The following is a 17,150-nucleotide window of genomic DNA, read 5'->3' on the forward strand; positions in this document are numbered from 1 at the left end:
TCGCCCACTGAGCGAGCAGCAGGTCCGCGAGGAACGAGCGGACCTGCGTCGCGAGCGAAGGTCGAGCGAGCGACACGACCGAGGAACGAGGTCGTACGAGCGCGTCGAGACCACCGCAGGCTCAGGTCGACCCGATCACGGGCGCCGGGGTCGTGCGGAGGACCCTGCGTAGGACCCTGCGGAGGTCTCGACGCGGGCTCGACCACCGTGGTGGAAGGAGGTCGACGGACCGCGGGTGTGAGAATCGGTGTGTGGGTGTGCTGACGGGGGTGCTGCCGAAGACCAGGCTGGAGCGTGACCTGGCGCTGCAGTGCGTGCTGTCGGCGTTCGCCACGGGGTCGTTCCTCACGGGCACGGCGGTGTTCTTCACGCAGATCGTGGGGTTGAGCGGCGCGCAGGTCGGGCTCGGGATGTCGGTGGCGGCCGGGGTGAGCCTGGCGCTGTCGATCCCGCTCGGGCGGCTGACCGACGTCGTCGGGGCCAAGCTGTTGTGGGTGGTGGCGTCGCTGCTCGAGGCGGCGCTCTACCTGGTGTGGCCACTGATCGGCACGTTCGGGACGTTCGTGGCGATGCTGGCGGTGCTGGCGTCGATCGAGACGGCGGCACGGTCGGCGCGCGAGGTCTACCGGATCGCGGTGTTCCCGCGGGAGACGCGGGTCCGGGCGATGGCCTACATGCGGGCCGCGCGCAACGTCGGCTACACGCTCGGCGCGGGTGCGGGCGGCATCGCTCTCGGGATCGGCAGCCGGGAGGCGATCATCGCCGTACCCCTGCTCACCGGCGGCCTGCTCGTCATCAACGCGATGATGATCTCGTTCCTGCCGCGGATCGAGCGGGCCCCCCAGGCCGAGGGCGACCTCGAGCTTGTCGGTCCGGCGGCGCTGCGCAACCCGGGGTTCGTGGTGCTGTCGCTGTGCAACGGCGTGCTGCAGTCCAACCAGGTGCTGCTCAACGTCGTCGTGCCGCTGTGGCTGGTCGAGCGGACCGACGCGCCGCACCAGCTGCTGGCCTGGCTGTTCGGCACCAACACCGTGCTCGCGGTGTGCCTGCAGGTACGCGCGTCGCGCGGCTCCGAGACGGTCGCCGGCGCGCTGCGTGCGGTGCGGTGGTCGGGCTGGGCGTTCGTGCTGTCGTGCCTGGTCATCAGCATCACCCACGAGACGGTGGGGTGGATCTCCATCGCGCTCATCTGGGCCGGCCACGTGACGATCACCGGCGCCGAGCTCTGGCAGTCGGCGGCCAGCTGGGGCTTCGCGTCCGAGCTGTCCGACCACCGGCGGCTGGGCGACTACCAGGGCGTGTGGGGGATGGGCGGGCAGGTCGAGTCGATCGTCTGCCCGGCGCTCTTCACGTTCCTGGCGCTCGAGTGGGGTGCTCCGGGCTGGGGCGTGATCGCGGTGATCGCGGTGGCTGCGGCCGTCGTGTCGCACCCCGCGGCCCGGGCGGCCGAGCAGCACCTGGTCAAGGTCGGTGCGCCCGTCGGCGCCTGACTCGCGGGCCTCCCTAGACTGGCGCCCGTGACAGCGCAGCGACTCGACGGCACCGCCACCCTCAAGACCATCAAGGCCGAGCTCACCGAGCGGGTCGCCAAGCTCCGCGAGCAGGGCGTCGTCCCCGGGCTCGGGACGGTGCTGGTCGGCGACGACCCCGGCTCGCACTGGTACGTCGGCGCCAAGCACAAGGACTGCGCCGAGATCGGCATCGAGTCGATCCGCGTCGACCTGCCGGCCACCGCGACCCAGGCCGAGGTCGAGTCCGAGATCGACCGGCTCAACGCCGACCCGTCCTGCACCGGCTTCCTGGTCCAGCAGCCGACCGGGCTCGACGAGTTCCGGCTGCTGTCGCGCGTCGACCCCGACAAGGACGTCGACGGACTGCACCCCGTCAACCTCGGCAAGCTCGTCCTCGGCGAGGCCGGCGCGCTGCCGTGCACGCCGATCGGCTGCATCGAGCTGCTCCGCCGCCACGGCGTCGAGCTCAACGGCGCCAACGTCGTGGTCGTCGGCCGCGGGCTGACCGTCGGCCGGCCGCTCGGCCTGCTGCTGACGCGGCGCTCGGAGAACGCCACGACCACGCTGTGCCACACCGGGACCCGCGACCTGGCCGCCCACGTGCGCGAGGCCGACGTCGTGATCGCGGCCGCCGGCGTGCCCGGCCTCATCACCGGCGCCATGGTCAAGCCCGGTGCCGCCCTCCTCGACGTCGGCGTGTCCCGCGTCGACGGCAAGATCGCCGGCGACCTCGCCCCCGACGTGTGGGACGTCGCCGGCTGGGTGTCGCCCAACCCTGGCGGCGTGGGCCCGATGACGCGGGCCATGCTGCTCTCCAACATCGTGACCCGCGCCGAGCAGGACCTGTCCTGATCCCGGTGACCGACCCCGTCGAGGCCGAGGAGCCGGCCGAGCCCGTCGACCCGGCCGACGAGCTCGGACCGGACGAGGCGGGGACGGAGCCCGACCACGAGCCCGGGCCGCCGGAGCCGCGCCGCTACCCCTCGACGATCGGCGGTGCCTGCTACCTGGTCATCCTGCTCGTGGCCCTCGGCGCGGTCGCGATCGTGATGGCCGGTGACTGGCGCGTGGGCGTGCGGGTGCTGGGCGGCTGCCTGGCGACGGCCGGTGCGCTGCGCCTGGTGCTGCCGCAGCGTGACGCCGGCATGCTCGCCGTACGCCACCGACTGGTCGACGTGGCGATCTTCCTGGCCGTCGCCGGGCTGCTCTGGTGGCTGGCCGGGTCCATCCCCGACCAGCCGTCCTAGCCGGCCAGCGGGCAGCGGGCGCGTCAGAGCGACGTCATGAACCCTGTGGTCTTGGGCGCGAACCCGGGGAACACGGTGGCGGTCGAGGCGTTCATCCGGGTCGTGATGACCTCGTTGAGCACGCTGCGGTAGTCGGTGGTCACGAGCAGGTCGGCGTCGGTCGTCTTCGTGAGTCCCGGCCAGGTGCCGTAGTAGCCGCCCTTGACCCCGGCGCCCATCGCGAACATGACGTTGCCGTAGCCGTGGTCGAGGCCCTGGTTGGCGTTCTCGACGACACGGCGGCCGAACTCGCTGATGGTGACGAGGGTGACCTTGGAGGCCAGCGGGCCCAGGTCGGCGAAGAACGCGGCCACGGCGGTGGCGAACTCGGTCGCCATGTTCTTGATGTTGCCGTTGTCGGGCTGGCCGATCCAGGTGTGGTGGTCCCACGAGCCGTGGTCGACGGTGATGATCTCGGCGCCGACGTCGGCGCGGATGGTGCGGGCCGACGCGTGCAGGGCGTCGCCGAGGCCGCCGCTGGGGTACGCCGCCCCGTTCTGCGGGGTCGTGGACGAGGACCGCACGGGGGCGAAGTCGGAGACGACCTGGAGGGCCGAGCGCAGGCCGTTGCCGAGGTCGCCGGTCGCACCGGCCCAGGCGGCGTTGAGCGCGTTCTTGCGGCCGGCCTCGGTGATGGCGTCGGCGCCGGCCAGCTGGACGGTGTCGACGCCGCCGGTCACCAGGACCGGCTCGGGGCCGCAGATGGCCGCGCTCGGTACGCCGCCGCCCATCTGGACCGCCTCGATCGGCGACCCGGTGCCGTCACGGCCGACCAGCCGGTTGAGCCAGCCGACGCGCGCCGCGGAGCCGGGGTCGGCGTCCTCGACCTCCTCCATGGCGGAGAAGTGGGAGCGGTTGGCCACGGGCAGCCCGGTGGCCTGGATCGTGGCGACCTTGCCGGCGTTCCACAGCGGCAGCAGGGGAGCCAGCGCCGGGTGCAGCCCGAACATGCCGTTCTTGACCAGGAGCCGGTCGGAGGGAACGGCGATGGACGGACGGGCCGCGTAGTAGGTCGGGTCGGCGTGAGGAACGACGAGGCTCAGGCCGTCGGCGGCGCCGCGCATCGAGAGGACCACGAGCACCTGCTCGGCCGGCTCCGCGGCGTACGCCGTCTGGGTGAGGACGCTGCCGTGGGCGACGGTGATGGCGGTGGCGCCGCCCAGGGCGAGCGAGCCGCGCAGGAAGCCGCGGCGCGACGTCGTCCGGTAGTCGTCGCAACAGGGTGCGGGGGTGGTCTTCACGAGGGCTCCCTCAGCGCTGCATGTGGTCGGGGGTGTCGAGCAGGGTCGTCAGGAGGATCGGCATCTTCCAGCGCAGGACCGCGTGCGTCGTGGTCATCGGCTCCGCGACACCCGTCTGGGTGGCGGCCGCGGCGGCCTGGACCAGGCGGGCCGGGGCGCGCTTGCCGAGCAGCTGGGTGCACAGGTGGTCGACGAAGGCGTCGAACCGCATCCCGGAGGTGGGCAGCCACGACTCGAAGGTCCGGTAGGTCATCTGCTCCTGCGGCCACCAGCGGCCGGACATCGAGTAGTGCGACGCGAACGAGGCGAGCACCCGGGAGGCCGAGGACCAGGAGCGGTTGTCCTGCGGAGGGCCGTCGGGTCGTCCCCACGCGAAGGGGGAGTGCCCGATGTCGGCGGTCTGCCACAAGATGACGTTGGCGGTCGAGCCGTACCAGGTCGGGCGGGCGATCTTGGTGTCCAGCACCCGGTGGGTGGCGATGACGTCGTCGGTGGGCGTGCGGACCTTCTGCCCGGCCGAGGCCTTGAACTCCGGGTGCGCCACCAGCGCCAGCAGGACCGGCTTGATGGCGGTCGAGCTGTCCAGGTAGACCTGCGCGAGGTGGGCGACCAGGGCGGCCGACGGCGTGTCGGAGACGAACTGGATCGCCAGCTTGCGGGCCAGCCGCTCGGCGGTCTTGGGGTGGCGGGCCAGGTAGGTCAGGTACTCCTGCGCGACGGCCCGGCCGTCCGGGCTGGTGTTGGCGTGGCTGAAGCCGGCGACCTTGACCGCCCCGGTCCAGTGGCTGGCCGGGTCGTAGGTGGCGTTCCAGGTCCGCCAGCTGTCCACGCGGTAGCCGGTGAGGATCCGGGCCGACGCCTTGACGTCGTCCTCGCCGTAGTTGCCGCGGCCGATGGTGTGGAGCTCGAGGAGCTCGCGGCCGAGGTTCTCGTTGGGGGCCTGCTTGGTCGAGCCGGCGTTGTCGAGCGAGATCCCCATCGCCGGGTGGGTGATCGCGGCGACCAGCATCTCGTCGTAGCGGCCCAGCGCGTGGGAGCGGATGAGCTTGCCGTACTGCGCCCGGTAGGTGAACACGCCGTCGTCGTAGACCGGCACGTGCAGGTGGTTCTCCCAGAACTCGGTCATCACCTCGAGGACCTGGCGTCGGGAGTAGATGCGGCGCACGAGGCACCAGCGTGCGTAGTTCTCCATCGCCTGCCAGCCGCCCTCGGTCTGGGCGCGGTCGCGCTGCCAGATCGCGGCGTAGTCGAGGTCGATCGACGTCCACCACGTGCTCAGGTCGTCGGCGGCGGCGTCCGGGATCGACGCCGGGTCGAGCTGCTGGGCGAACCAGGCCTGCGGGCTGCCCGCGTCGCGCATCTGCTGGTGCAGCGCCGGGGTCATCGCGTAGGAGAAGCGGGTGCCGAGGTGGAGCGACTCGGCGGTCGGCAGCGGCGAGGCGACGAAGACCGGGTCGACGACGGGCCCGGTGGGGTCGGTCGGGGCTGGGTCGGTGGGGGCGGGTTCGGTCGGGGCCGGGTCGGTGGGGGCCGGGTCGGTGGGGGCCGGGTCGGTGGGCGCCGGGTCGCTCGGAGCCGGGTCCGTAGGGGCGGGGTCGGTCGGGGCGGGGTCGGTCGGCGTCGGGTCCAGCGGGCCGGGGTCCATCGGTCCCGGTCCCGTGGGCGACGGGTTGGTGGGCGTCGGCTGCGTGGGGGTGGTCGGCTGGGTCGGCTGTGACCGCGGCGCCTTGTGGAAGCGGTGCTTGCAGCGGTGCAGGTGCCGGCAGGTGTGCGCCTTGTGCTTCTTGCAGCGGTGCCAGTGCTTGCAGACGCGGGCGTGGTTGCGGCCGTACGCCGCCTCGGCGGCCGGCGCCTCGATCGCGGGTGCCACGGCGACGACGGCGAGACCGGCCAGCAGGCCCCGGGAGAGTCCACGCCTGCTCAGGGGTTCCTCGACGGTCGCGGGGGCGGGCGACGCGGTGCGCAGCGCAGTCATGGTCGTGCTCCAAGCCAGGTGGGGGGTACCTGTGGTGTCGGCACGGCTTGCGCGGATCTTGAGGTCCCGGCCGGGAAATCTTCGGGGGTCCGGCCGGGGCGTCCGTCGGTGCGTCGCCACGGGCGGCGAGGTGGGGGGTCTCGCCGTCCACGATCCTGTCGCTCGCGGCGGGCCCTGCCATCGGGAGACCGCCCGGTCCGACGTAGTCACTTCGGGCCAGTCGGCCCTAGGGGTGCCCGAGGGCGAAAACGACCTCGACCCGTCGCGAGCGACGGGCCGAGGTGGTGCTGGCTTGGTGCTGAGCTGCTGGGGGGAGGCTCGGTCAGATGAGCCCGAGCTCGGTGACCGCGGCGCGCTCCTCGTCGAGCTCGGCGGTCGAGGCGTCGATGCGGGTGCGCGAGAAGTCGTCGATCTCGAGACCCTGGACGATCTCCCAGTCGCCGTCCTTGGTGACGACGGGGAACGAGGACACCAGGCCCTCGGGCACGCCGTAGGACCCGTCGGAGACGACGGCCATCGACACCCAGTCGTCGTCCGCGGAGCCGAAGAGCCAGTCGCGGGCGGCGTCGACGGTGGCCGACGCGGCCGAGGCGGCCGAGGACGAGCCGCGGGCCTCGATGATCGCGGCGCCGCGCTTGGCGACGGTGGGGATGAAGGTGTTCTCGAGCCAGTCCTGGTCGCCCACGGTCTCGGCGGCGTTCTTGCCGGCGACCTCGGCGTGGAAGAGGTCGGGGTACTGGGTGGCGGAGTGGTTGCCCCAGATCGTCATCTTGGTGATGTCGGTGACCGACGCGCCGGTCTTGGCCGCGAGCTGCGAGATGGCGCGGTTGTGGTCGAGGCGGGTCAGCGCCGAGAAGCGCTCGGCCGGGATGTCGGGGGCGTTCTTGTGGGCGATCAGCGCGTTGGTGTTGGCGGGGTTGCCGGTGACGCCGATGCGGACGTCGTCGGCGGCCACGGCGTTGAGGGCCTTGCCCTGCGCGGTGAAGATCGCGCCGTTGGCCGACAGCAGGTCGGCCCGCTCCATGCCGGGACCGCGCGGGCGCGCGCCGACGAGGAGGGCGAGGTTGACGCCGTCGAAGATCTTCTCGGCGTCGTCACCGATCTCGACCCCGGCGAGGCCCGGGAAGGCGCAGTCGTCGAGCTCCATCACGACGCCCTCGAGTGCCTTGAGCGCCGGGGTGATCTCGAGCAGGCGCAGCTCGATCGGGCGGCCGCCCGTGAGCGAGCCGCTCGCGAGACGGAAGAGCAGGCTGTAGCCGATCTGGCCGGCGGCGCCGGTGACGGCGACCTTCAACGGAGCAGAGCTCACGAGGACTCCTGGGTTGGAGAGAGAGGTGGGTGCTGACGCCGCCCGACGCTAGCAGCGCCGCGCGGTTGCGCGACGATGGGGGAGTGCGAGGACGAGCGGTACGGGCGGCAGCGGCAGCAGTGGTCGTCGCGATGGCCGTCGTGGGCGTGACCGGCTGCTCGAGCTTCTCCGACCCGGCCCCGTCGACGGGGGTCGACGAGCTGGTGGTCCCCACGCCGTCACCCGACCCGGACGACTTCGTCGGCGTGATCGACAACCCGTGGTTCGTCCTCGACGAGGCGGCGTACGCCGACGGCGACGGCACGCTGGTCGAGCGGACCGTGGCCGAGGGCCCGGAGGTGGCCGGCGTGGCCACGACCGCCGTGACGCTCGGTGGCGCGACCGACCTCTACGCCCAGGACGGCTCCGGCAACGTGTGGTGGTTCGGCCGCGAGGGCGAGTGGCGGGCCGGCCTCGACGGGGCCGAGGCCGGCCTCGCGATGCCCGCCGAGCCGCGGCTCGGCGACGGCTTCCGCCGGGCCGAGGTGCCGGACGAGGACCTGCGGGCCACCGTCGTCGAGCTCGAGGGCTCCAGCGTCCTGCTCGAGAGCGTCGCCGGCTCCGAGGTCACCACCGAGCGATACACGCGCGGCTTCGGTCTCGAGCTGGTCGAGACCGAAGCCGGCGAGGTCGTGCTGGTGCGTCAGGCCGAGGGCGAGTAGTCCCTAGACCCCGTCGTTGGGGCGGACCTGGGTCTGCTCGCCGCTGCCGCCGGGGGCGGGCCAGCCACCCTGCTGCGGCGCCTGCGGGGCCTGCTGCTGGGCGGGGATCCACTGCTGGGCCTGCGGGTCCCACTGCCAGCCGTCCTGGATGATCGGCTGCTCGACCTGCGGCTGGGGAGCGGCGGCCGCCTGGGCCGCCGGGGCGGCGTAGGCGCCCGGCTGCTGGTAGGCGCCGGGGTCGGGCTGGCCGCCGTAGGCCGAGCCGCCGGGCTGGTTCCACTGCTGCTGGAACTGGTCAGGGGCGCCGTAGCCGGGCACCGCGGCGCCGGCCTTGGCGTTGAAGTTGAGGCCGGAGCCGGCGACCGGCTCGCTGGCGTGGCCGAAGATCGCGGGATAGGCGAGGCCGGCCAGGGCGCCGCCGACGATCGGGGCCAGGATGAAGAGCCAGATCTGGACGATCGCGTCGGTGCCGGAGAAGAAGACGGTCGAGATCGACCGGGCGGGGTTGACCGAGGTGCCGGTGGCGCCGATCGAGGCGAAGTGGATCGCGGCCAGCGTGAGGCCGATCGCCAGCGGGGCGAGGGCGGGGTGCTCGTTGCGCTCGTCGGTGACCGAGAGGATCACGGTGATGAAGATGAAGGTCAGGACCAGCTCGATGATCAGCGCGCCGAACAGGTCGACGCCGCCGCGGTCGCCGAAGCCGTTGGCCCCGAGCGCGTCGTCGCCGAACTCGTAGCCGGTGTCGCCCGCGATCGCGATCAGCAGCAGCACGATGCCGCCGACGAGGCCGCCGACGACCTGGGCGCCGATGTAGGTGCCGGCCTCCTTCCAGGAGATCCGGCCGCCGAGGGCGGCGCCGACCGAGACGGCCGGGTTGAAGTGGCCGCCGGAGATGCGGCCGAAGGAGTAGACCATCGCGATGATCGCGATGCCGAAGGCGAGCCCGATGGCGGCGATGTCACCGCCGCCGAACACGGCGGCGCCGACGCCGAGGACCACGAGCACGAACGTGCCGATGGCCTCCGCCAGGAGCTTCTGGGTCGAGGTGGGAGGAGCGGGGGTGGTGGTGTCCATGGGCGCGGACCTGCCCTTCGTGCTGGGGGGCGAAACGTGAGTGGCCCGACTCTAGGGGGTGAGCGGGGTGGCCTGGGGGACGCGCGGCTGACAGGCTGAACGACGGCACAGGACGTCAGGTATCTTGACGTCAAGAAACCCTTCGTCGCAGGAGCTGATCACCACCCATGGCCAAGATCATCTACACGCACACCGACGAGGCGCCGCTGCTGGCGACGTACTCGTTCCTGCCGATCATCGCGGCCTACGCCGCCAAGGCGGGCGTCGACGTGGAGACGCGCGACATCTCGCTGGCCGGCCGCGTGATCAGCCAGTTCCCCGAGCGCCTCACCGAGGAGCAGCGGGTGCCCGACCACCTCGCCGAGCTCGGCGAGCTGGCCACGCAGCCCGAGGCCAACATCATCAAGCTGCCCAACGTCTCGGCCTCGATCCCGCAGCTCAAGGCCGTCATCAAGGAGCTGCAGTCGCAGGGCTACGACCTGCCCGACTACCCCGAGAACCCGCAGTCCGACGAGGACAAGGAGACCCGAGCCAAGTACGACAAGACCAAGGGCTCCGCGGTCAACCCGGTGCTCCGCGAGGGCAACTCCGACCGCCGCGCGCCGCTGTCGGTCAAGAACTACGCCAAGGCCCACCCCCACCGCATGGGCGCGTGGAGCCCCGACTCCAAGACCAACGTCGCCACGATGGGTGAGCACGACTTCTTCTCCAACGAGAAGTCCGTCGTCATCCCCGCCGACGACACCCTGCGCATCGAGCACGTCGGCGTCGACGGCACGGTGACCGTGCTCAAGCCCGAGACCAAGGTGCTGGCCGGCGAGGTCGTCGACGGCACGTTCATGGACGTCGCCGCGTTGCGCCGCTTCCTCACCGAGCAGATCGCCCGGGCCAAGGCCGACGGCGTGCTGTTCTCCGCCCACCTCAAGGCCACGATGATGAAGGTCTCCGACCCGATCATCTTCGGCCACGTCGTGCAGGCCTTCTTCCCGACGCTCTTCGAGCAGTACGGCGAGCAGCTCGGCGCCGCGGGCATCAGCCCCAACGACGGCCTCGGTGCCCTGCTCGACGCGGTCGCCGCGCTGCCCGAGGGCGACGCCATCAAGGCCGCCGTCACCCAGGGTCTCGCTGACGGGCCCGAGCTCGCGATGGTCGACTCCGACAAGGGCATCACCAACCTGCACGTGCCGAGCGACGTCATCATCGACGCCTCGATGCCGGCGATGATCCGCCAGTCCGGCCACATGTGGGGCCCCGACGGCGAGGAGGCCGACACCCTCGCGGTGATCCCCGACTCGTCCTACGCCGGCGTCTACCAGACCGTCCTCGACGACTGCCGCACCCACGGCGCCTTCGACCCGGCAACGATGGGCTCGGTGCCCAACGTCGGGCTGATGGCCAAGGCGGCCGAGGAGTACGGCTCCCACGACAAGACCTTCGAGGTCCCGGCCGCCGGCCAGGTCCGCGTCGTCGCCTCCAACGGCGACGTGCTCATCGAGCACGACGTCCAGCCCGGTGACATCTGGCGCGCGTGCCAGACCAAGGACGCCTCGATCCGTGACTGGGTCAAGCTCGCCGTCACCCGCGCCCGCGCCAGCAGCACCCCGGCCATCTTCTGGCTCGACGCCGACCGCGCGCACGACGCCAACCTGATCGCCAAGATCAACGACTACCTGCCCGAGCACGACACCGACGGGCTGACGATCGAGATCCTCCCGCCGGCCGAGGCGACGGCGTACTCCCTCGAGCGGATCCGCAAGGGCGAGGACACCATCTCGGTCACCGGCAACGTGCTGCGCGACTACAACACCGACCTGTTCCCGATCCTCGAGCTCGGCACCTCGGCCAAGATGCTGTCGATCGTGCCGCTCATGAACGGGGGCGGCCTCTTCGAGACCGGCGCCGGCGGCTCGGCGCCCAAGCACGTGCAGCAGCTCGTCAAGGAGAACTACCTGCGCTGGGACAGCCTCGGCGAGTTCTTCGCGCTGGCCGCCTCGCTCGAGCACCTCGCCGGCTACGCCGACAACAAGGGCGCCCAGGTGCTCGCCGACACCCTCGACAAGGCGACCGGCACGTTCCTCGAGAACGACAAGTCGCCGACCCGCAGGATCGGTGGCATCGACAACCGCGGCTCGCACTTCTACCTCGGCCTCTACTGGGCCCAGGAGATCGCGGCCCAGACCGAGGACGCCGACCTCGCCGCGGTGTTCAAGCCGTTCGCCGAGTCGCTGGCGGCCTCGGAGGACACGATCGTGGGCGAGCTCAACGGCGTCCAGGGCAGCCCGGCCGACATCGGCGGCTACTACCGTCCCGACGAGACCAAGGCCGACCACGTGATGCGGCCCTCCGCCACGCTCAACGCGGCGCTGGCTGCGCTCTGAGGCGCTAGCCGGTCCCCGCTCCACTCTCCGCCCCACCGTGAGTCCTGGCTCGTGGTGGGGCGGACGTGTGTGGCGGGGTTTGGGTGGGGTGTGGGGGCGGGTGTGGAGGAGATTCACCGCTGCAGCGGAGGATCTCCTCCTTCTGCGACGAAACTTCGTCGTAGGAGCGGGAGTTCCGTCCGGTAACCCCTGGGTGACCCCCGGAGGAGAACCTCCGCCTCAGCGGTGAATCTCCTCCTTCCGCGACGAACCTCCACCCCAGCCACAGGGCCGTTGGGCCCACTCACCCCGACGGGCCGGAAACCCGGGTGAGAGTGTCGGTGGGGACGCGTAGGTTCGTCGCGATGACCGACACGACGACCGCCGAGCGGACCACGAGGCCCGACCCTGCCGAGTCGGCGGGGTCGGCTGCCGATCCGGCCCGGACGGTCGACTGGCGCCGGTTGCGGCAGCAGGCGGTCGGCTGGGCGATGGGGGCGTCGTTCCTGGGCGCCCTCGGCAAGACGCTCGGCACCGTGGTGGCCGGGTCGCTGGCCGAGGGGCCGACCCGGGTGCTGGTCTGGGTGTTGGCGCTCTGCGTCGTCGGTGGGGCCGTGCTCGACACGGTGGGCCGCACGGTCTGGGCCGCGGTCGTCGACCGCGCCGAGGGGCGGCTGCGCGGCGACCTGCTCGACGCCGCGCTCCACCAGCCCGTCGTGGCGCTCCACGAGCAGGCGGTCGGCGAGGTGCTCGACCGCGTCGACGACGACACCCACGAGGTCGGCGCGCTGCTGCGGCGGCAGGTGTGGGACGCGCTGCGCACCGTGTTCGCCGCACTGCCGATGTGGGTGGTCGCGGGGCTGACCTGGTGGCCGGCGTGGGTGCTGTTCCCGCTCTTCGGCGTCGCCGCCTTCCTCGTGATGAAGCCGCTGCTGCCCCAGGTCAAGGAACTCACGGTCCTCGAGGAGATGGCCTGGACCGACCACGCCGCCGCCATGGAGGAGGCCGTCAGCGGCCGCGACGACCTGCGCACCAGCCTCGGCCAGGCCCACGTCGTACGCCGGGTGGCCGGCTTGTCGGGGGCCGTCCACCGCCGCTTCGACACCATGCTCAAGCTGCAGACCCGCATCACGCTGCGCACCGGCATCCTGCTCCACGGGCTGCTCACCGGCATCGCCGTGGCCGGCGTCGCGCTCGCCGTCGACGGCGACCTGTCCGTCGGGCGCCTCGTGACCCTGTTCCTCGTCACCAGCACCTTCGTCGGCCAGGTCGACCAGATGGCGCGCCACCTGCCCGACCTGCAGGCCGGCCTCGGCGCGCTCGTGCGGATCCGGCAGCTGCTCGAGGCCGAGCCCGAGCCGGTCGGCGGGCTCGCGGTCCCCGCCGGGTCGCTCGACGTCGAGCTGCGCGACCTGCGGTTCGCCTACGACGAGGGCACCTTCGCGCTGCGCGAGGTCGACCTCCACGTCCCGGCCGGCCAGACCATCGCGCTCGTCGGCCGCACCGGCTCCGGCAAGTCGACGCTCGCCTCCCTCGTCTCGCGCGCGGTCGACCCCCAGCCCGGCTCGCTCTTCGTCGGCGGGGTCGACGTGCTCGACCTCGACCTCCAACGGCTCCGGGCCGCCGTCGGGGTCGTCACCCAGCGCACCGAGATCCTGGCCGGCACCCTCGCCGACAACATCGCGCTCTTCACCGACGTCCCCCGCGAGCGCGTCGTGGCGGCCGTCGAGGAGCTCGGCCTCGAGGCGTGGGTCGACGGCCTGCCCGAGGGCGTCGACACCCTCCTCGGCCCCGGCGGCACCACCCTGTCGGCCGGTGAGGAGCAGCTCGTCGCGTTCGCCCGACTGCTCGTGCGCGACGTCCAGGTGGTGGTGCTCGACGAGGCCACCGCCCGGATGGACCCGCTCACCGAGTCGCTCGTGGTCCGCGCCTCCGACCGGCTGCTGCGCGGCCGCACCGGCCTGCTCGTGGCCCACCGGCTCTCGACCACAGCCCGGGCCGACCTGGTCGCCGTCCTCGAGGCCGGCCGGGTCGTGCAGACCGGTCCCCGCGAGCTGCTCAGCACCCGGCCCGGCCCGTTCCGCCGGCTGCTCGAGGCGAGCCACGGCGACGACCTCGACGGCCTGCTCGACCTCGACGACGGCACCGCGCAGGACACCACCGACATCCCCGATATCCCCGACGCCACCGACGCCACCGACGCCACCGACGACGACCTGGAAGACACCCCCGACGAGGGCGCCGTGGGCGGCGCCCGCCGCACCGGCACGCCGCCGCCGCTGCCCGAGGTCGGTACCGGTCCGAGCCTGGCCCGCGGCATCACCCACGCGCTGCTCGTGCGGCCGTGGTGGGGCGCGTTCGCCGCGATGCTGTTCCTGGTCCAGGCGCTGCTCGGCGCCTTCGGCGCCGTCACCGGCTACGTCTGGGGCACGATCGTCCAGGACCTCCAGCAGGGCCGGGGCGACGAGCCCTCGACCTGGTGGTTCTGCGGGGCGCTCGCCCTCTGCATCATGGCCGCGCCGTTCGTCCTCAACTCCGCGGTCCGCCGCTACCCCAAGTGGTGGATCGAGGTGATGCTCCGCGTCCGGATGTCGATGCTGATCGGCCAGACCCAGCAGCACCGCCTCACCCGCACCCCGCCCGGCGAGGTCGTCGCGCGGTCGATGGACGCCGACCGCTACGCGCGCTACGCCGACCGCTGGGTCGACTTCATCAACGGCCTCGCGATCGTCGTCGTCACCTGCATCGCCGGAGGCAGCCTCCTCGCCGGTGGCGTGCTGCTGGCCGTCATGGTCGGGTCGGCCGCGGCCTCGTCGCTGGGCCGTCCCATCGCCGGGCGCTCGGCCGCCGAGTCGTCCGCCGCGCGCGCCCGCTTCGGCCGCTCGCTGGTCTCGGCGCTCGAGTCGGCGCGCACCGTCAAGCTCGCGGCAGCGACGCCGTCGGTCCACGCCCACCTGCGCCGCGTCGACCAGGGCCGGGTCGAGGCCGCCGTCTTCGAGCACCGCGTCCAGGCCGTCCTCGACGGCGTCCCGGTCGTCATGGTCCAGTGCGGCTTCGTGGCCGCCTGGGCGACCTACTTCCTCGGCGGATGGGACCTCGCCACCGCGATCCTCGTCTCCGCCGCTGTCAACGGCTTCGACTGGTTCGGCCGGGTCGCGGGCGCCGTCGTGACCGAGGCTCCCGGCGTCCGCGCCTGGCAGAAGGCCTCCAGCCGACTCGCCGGCGGCGTCGACCTCGTCTCCCAGCGTCCCGGCGTCGACCTGGTCGGCGGCACCGCGCCCGCCCCCGCCGAGACGCCCCGCACCCCGCTCGTCGAGCTCACCCTGCGCGACCTGGCCGCCGTCCACGACGACGGCACCCGCGGCGTGGTCGGGGTCGACCTCACGCTGCGCTCCGGCGAGCTGGTCCTGCTGCTGGGCCAGGTGGGCTCGGGCAAGTCGAGCCTGCTGTCGGCGCTGGCCGGCCTCATGGAGCACACCGGTTCCATCCGCTGGAACGGCGCCGAGGTCACCGACGCCGAGGCCTTCCTCCGCCCGGGACAGGTCGCCTACGTCGCCCAGGTCCCGCGCGTCTTCTCCGGCACCTTCGCCGACAACGTGCTGCTCGGCCACGACCGCGCGTTCGACCGCGCCGTCGCCGACGCCCGGCTCGGCGCCGACCTCGCCGACGCCGGCGGCAAGGACGCGCTCGTCGGCCACCGCGGCGTACGCCTCTCGGGTGGCCAGGTCCAGCGTCTCGCCCTCGCCCGGGCCCTCGCGGCCGACGCCGAGCTGCTGCTCGCCGACGACGTCTCGAGCGCCCTCGACGCCACCACCGAGGTCGAGCTCTGGGCGGCCCTGCGCGAGCGTGGCGCCACCGTCCTCGGCGCCACCTCCAAGCGCGCCGCGCTCGAGCAGGCCGACCGGGTGGTCGTGCTGGTCGACGGTCAGGTGGCCGCCGTCGGGCCGTGGCGCGAGCTCGTCGACGACTGGAGCCACCTCGCGGGCTGACGCCCGCCGCTCTGGCACCCTGGCCGCATGCGCCTCGCCCCCATCGCCGTCGCGACCCTGACCGCCGCGCTGCTCTCCCTCACCGCCTGCTCGCAGGCCGAGGACGCCGCTAAGGACGCCGCCAGCGACGCGGCCTGCCAGGTCGCCCGCGCTGCGGTCGACGAGGCCGGACGCCAGGCGGGCCAGGCGGTGGACGAGATCGGCGCCGACCCACAGTCTGCCCAGCGCGACCTGCAGGGCATCCGCGACGCCCTCGCCGGCGCCGAGAGGAGCGTCGACGGGGACGTCAAGGCCAAGATCGGCGAGGCCAAGGCAGCCGTCGAGGACCTCCTCGGGCAGGCTCAGGACGCCGCCGAGGGGGCCGAGGTCGACACCCAGGCCGTCGACGATGCCCGCGGCGACCTCGACGCGGCGGTCGAGGACGTCAAGAACCTCTGCTGACCAGCGCCTTCTGCTTGTGGTCCCAGCCGAGCACGCGGACGTCGTCGACGAGCGCGGTCACCACGGCGTCGACGACCTCACCGGCCGGCCGCGGGCCGGGGAGGGGCGGCGGCGACCCGGCGAGCGCGCGGGTCTCGAGGCCGGTGTCGAGGTGCGGCGGACGTACGTCGAGCACGCCGAAGGCCCGGCGGTTCTCCCGCCGCAGCACGTCGAGCCAGGCCGAGAGCGCGGCCTTGGTGGCGGAGTACTCGCCCATCTGGTTGGTGGGCAGGTCCGCGAGGATCGCCGACAGCACGGCCACCCGCCCGCGCTCGCTGGCGGCCAGCGCGGGAGCGGCCGCCCGGACCAGCGACATCGGGCCGAGCACGTTGACGGCGAACAGCTCGTCCACGACCGCCGCGTCCGCGTCGACCGCAGGACCGAAGGCGGCGACGCCGACCGCGACCACCAGCAGGTCGAGCCCACCGAGCTGGTCGACCGCCTCGCCGACCGCGCGGCGGCACGAGTCGCCGTCGACGGCGTCGAACAGCACCGGCGTCGTCCCGAACCGCTCGCCCGCGGCGTCGAGCGCCTCGCGGCGCCGTCCGCCCACCACGACCCGGGCGCCGCGGTCGTGCAGGGCGGCCGCCAGACCGGAGCCCAGGGCCCCGCTCGCGCCGGCGACCAGTGTGCGTGCCCCGTCGAGGTCCATGGGCCGATGGTCCCGCGGCGCACCCGGGTGGGGGCTCACCCCGGACGTGTCCCCCGCGGGGGTGGTGATCGGCGTCGCCGGACGTGGTCACAGTGGGCACATGACCGATGAGAAGAGGATCGAGGTCCACCGCACGATCGACGCGCCGACCACCACCGTGTTCGACGTGCTCTCCAACCCGCAGCGGCACGCCGAGCTGGACGGGTCGGGGTTCGTGATCAGCGACGACCGTTCCGACCGCATCACGGGCACCGGGCAGACGTTCCGGATGAACATGAGCGGCGACCACATGGGCGGCGACTACCAGACCGACAACACGGTCACGGGCTACGACGAGAACAAGCTGCTCGCCTGGCAGACCGCACCCGCCGGCGCCGAGCCTCCGGGCTGGGAGTGGGTCTGGGAGCTCGAGGCCGACGGCCCCGACGCCACCAACGTCACCCTCGTCTACGACTGGAGCAACGTCACCGACAAGGACCTGCTCGCCAAGCTCAGCTTCCCGCTGGTGCCGCAGGAGGCGCTCGAGGACTCGCTCGCCAACCTGGCCGAGGCCGTCTCCGGCTGAGCCCTGGGCT

General features: G+C 72.9%; 13 protein-coding genes. 8 read left to right on the top strand and 5 right to left on the bottom strand.

Annotated elements, in window-relative coordinates:
- The first annotated feature begins 251 nt into the window (after window positions 1–251).
- The 3 genes from Q7T52_RS16585 to Q7T52_RS16595 are packed head-to-tail and all read left to right on the top strand — an operon-like array spanning window position 252 to window position 2,758.
- Complete coding sequence (locus Q7T52_RS16585) at window positions 252–1,490, top strand: MFS transporter (protein ID WP_304804433.1); 1,239 nt, start codon at window positions 252–254, stop codon at window positions 1,488–1,490.
- A 27-nt stretch (window positions 1,491–1,517) separates the two neighbouring features.
- Window positions 1,518–2,363 (top strand): bifunctional methylenetetrahydrofolate dehydrogenase/methenyltetrahydrofolate cyclohydrolase, encoded by an 846-nt coding sequence (locus Q7T52_RS16590; RefSeq protein ID WP_304804435.1) that lies wholly within the window; start codon window positions 1,518–1,520, stop codon window positions 2,361–2,363.
- Between the two features lie 5 nt (window positions 2,364–2,368).
- Window positions 2,369–2,758, top strand: a complete 390-nt coding sequence (locus Q7T52_RS16595; protein ID WP_304804437.1) for a DUF3017 domain-containing protein — start codon at window positions 2,369–2,371, stop codon at window positions 2,756–2,758.
- A 23-nt stretch (window positions 2,759–2,781) separates the two neighbouring features.
- Here Q7T52_RS16595 and Q7T52_RS16600 read toward each other — a convergent pair whose 3' ends face one another.
- From Q7T52_RS16600 to Q7T52_RS16610, 3 genes are all read right to left on the bottom strand, one after another.
- A complete protein-coding gene (locus Q7T52_RS16600; RefSeq protein WP_304804438.1) occupies window positions 2,782–4,038 on the bottom strand; it encodes a DUF1501 domain-containing protein in 1,257 nt (418 codons plus the stop codon).
- Between the two features lie 10 nt (window positions 4,039–4,048).
- Entirely contained in the window at window positions 4,049–6,013 is a 1,965-nt protein-coding gene (locus tag Q7T52_RS16605; RefSeq protein ID WP_304804439.1) for a DUF1800 family protein, read from the bottom strand.
- Between the two features lie 322 nt (window positions 6,014–6,335).
- The gene (locus Q7T52_RS16610) at window positions 6,336–7,322 is read right to left on the bottom strand and encodes a malate dehydrogenase (protein WP_304804440.1); all 987 of its coding nucleotides are present in this window, start codon (window positions 7,320–7,322) and stop codon (window positions 6,336–6,338) included.
- Between the two features lie 83 nt (window positions 7,323–7,405).
- Here Q7T52_RS16610 and Q7T52_RS16615 point away from each other — a divergent pair, with 83 nt between their 5' ends.
- Window positions 7,406–8,023 carry a hypothetical protein gene (locus Q7T52_RS16615; protein WP_304804441.1) on the top strand — a complete coding sequence of 206 codons (618 nt, stop codon included), beginning with the start codon at window positions 7,406–7,408 and terminating at the stop codon, window positions 8,021–8,023.
- Window positions 8,024–8,026: 3 nt separating this feature from the next.
- Here Q7T52_RS16615 and Q7T52_RS16620 read toward each other — a convergent pair whose 3' ends face one another.
- Window positions 8,027–9,097, bottom strand: coding sequence for an MIP/aquaporin family protein (locus Q7T52_RS16620; RefSeq protein WP_304804442.1), 1,071 nt, complete (start codon window positions 9,095–9,097; stop codon window positions 8,027–8,029).
- Between the two features lie 167 nt (window positions 9,098–9,264).
- Between Q7T52_RS16620 and Q7T52_RS16625 the strand changes: the two genes are divergently transcribed.
- The 3 genes from Q7T52_RS16625 to Q7T52_RS16635 all read left to right on the top strand — a co-directional run bounded on the left by Q7T52_RS16625 (window position 9,265) and on the right by Q7T52_RS16635 (window position 15,884).
- A complete protein-coding gene (locus Q7T52_RS16625; RefSeq protein WP_304804443.1) occupies window positions 9,265–11,475 on the top strand; it encodes an NADP-dependent isocitrate dehydrogenase in 2,211 nt (736 codons plus the stop codon).
- Window positions 11,476–11,819: 344 nt separating this feature from the next.
- Window positions 11,820–15,443, top strand: a complete 3,624-nt coding sequence (locus Q7T52_RS16630; RefSeq protein ID WP_304804444.1) for an ABC transporter ATP-binding protein — start codon at window positions 11,820–11,822, stop codon at window positions 15,441–15,443.
- A 27-nt stretch (window positions 15,444–15,470) separates the two neighbouring features.
- Window positions 15,471–15,884 carry a hypothetical protein gene (locus Q7T52_RS16635; RefSeq protein ID WP_304804445.1) on the top strand — a complete coding sequence of 138 codons (414 nt, stop codon included), beginning with the start codon at window positions 15,471–15,473 and terminating at the stop codon, window positions 15,882–15,884.
- Here Q7T52_RS16635 and Q7T52_RS16640 read toward each other — a convergent pair.
- Window positions 15,868–16,575 carry an SDR family oxidoreductase gene (locus Q7T52_RS16640; RefSeq protein ID WP_304804446.1) on the bottom strand — a complete coding sequence of 236 codons (708 nt, stop codon included), beginning with the start codon at window positions 16,573–16,575 and terminating at the stop codon, window positions 15,868–15,870. The genes Q7T52_RS16635 and Q7T52_RS16640 overlap by 17 nt on opposite strands.
- 100 nt (window positions 16,576–16,675) lie before the next feature.
- Between Q7T52_RS16640 and Q7T52_RS16645 the strand changes: the two genes are divergently transcribed.
- On the top strand, window positions 16,676–17,140 hold the full coding sequence (locus Q7T52_RS16645) for an SRPBCC family protein (protein WP_304804447.1): 465 nt from the start codon (window positions 16,676–16,678) through the stop codon (window positions 17,138–17,140).
- Window positions 17,141–17,150 lie beyond the last annotated feature (10 nt).

Source organism: Nocardioides sp., from assembly GCF_030655615.1.
Lineage (GTDB): Bacteria > Actinomycetota > Actinomycetes > Propionibacteriales > Nocardioidaceae > Nocardioides.

Bases quoted from the DNA above. Each gene is read 5' to 3' on its own strand.
- Q7T52_RS16605 (WP_304804439.1), bottom strand. From the start codon at position 6,013: ATGACTGCGCTGCGCACCGCGTCGCCCGCCCCCGCGACCGTCGAGGAA.
- Q7T52_RS16620 (WP_304804442.1), bottom strand. From the start codon at position 9,097: ATGGACACCACCACCCCCGCTCCTCCCACCTCGACCCAGAAGCTCCTG.
- Q7T52_RS16625 (WP_304804443.1), top strand. From the start codon at position 9,265: ATGGCCAAGATCATCTACACGCACACCGACGAGGCGCCGCTGCTGGCG.
- Q7T52_RS16630 (WP_304804444.1), top strand. From the start codon at position 11,820: ATGACCGACACGACGACCGCCGAGCGGACCACGAGGCCCGACCCTGCC.
- Q7T52_RS16635 (WP_304804445.1), top strand. From the start codon at position 15,471: ATGCGCCTCGCCCCCATCGCCGTCGCGACCCTGACCGCCGCGCTGCTC.
- Q7T52_RS16640 (WP_304804446.1), bottom strand. From the start codon at position 16,575: ATGGACCTCGACGGGGCACGCACACTGGTCGCCGGCGCGAGCGGGGCC.
- Q7T52_RS16645 (WP_304804447.1), top strand. From the start codon at position 16,676: ATGACCGATGAGAAGAGGATCGAGGTCCACCGCACGATCGACGCGCCG.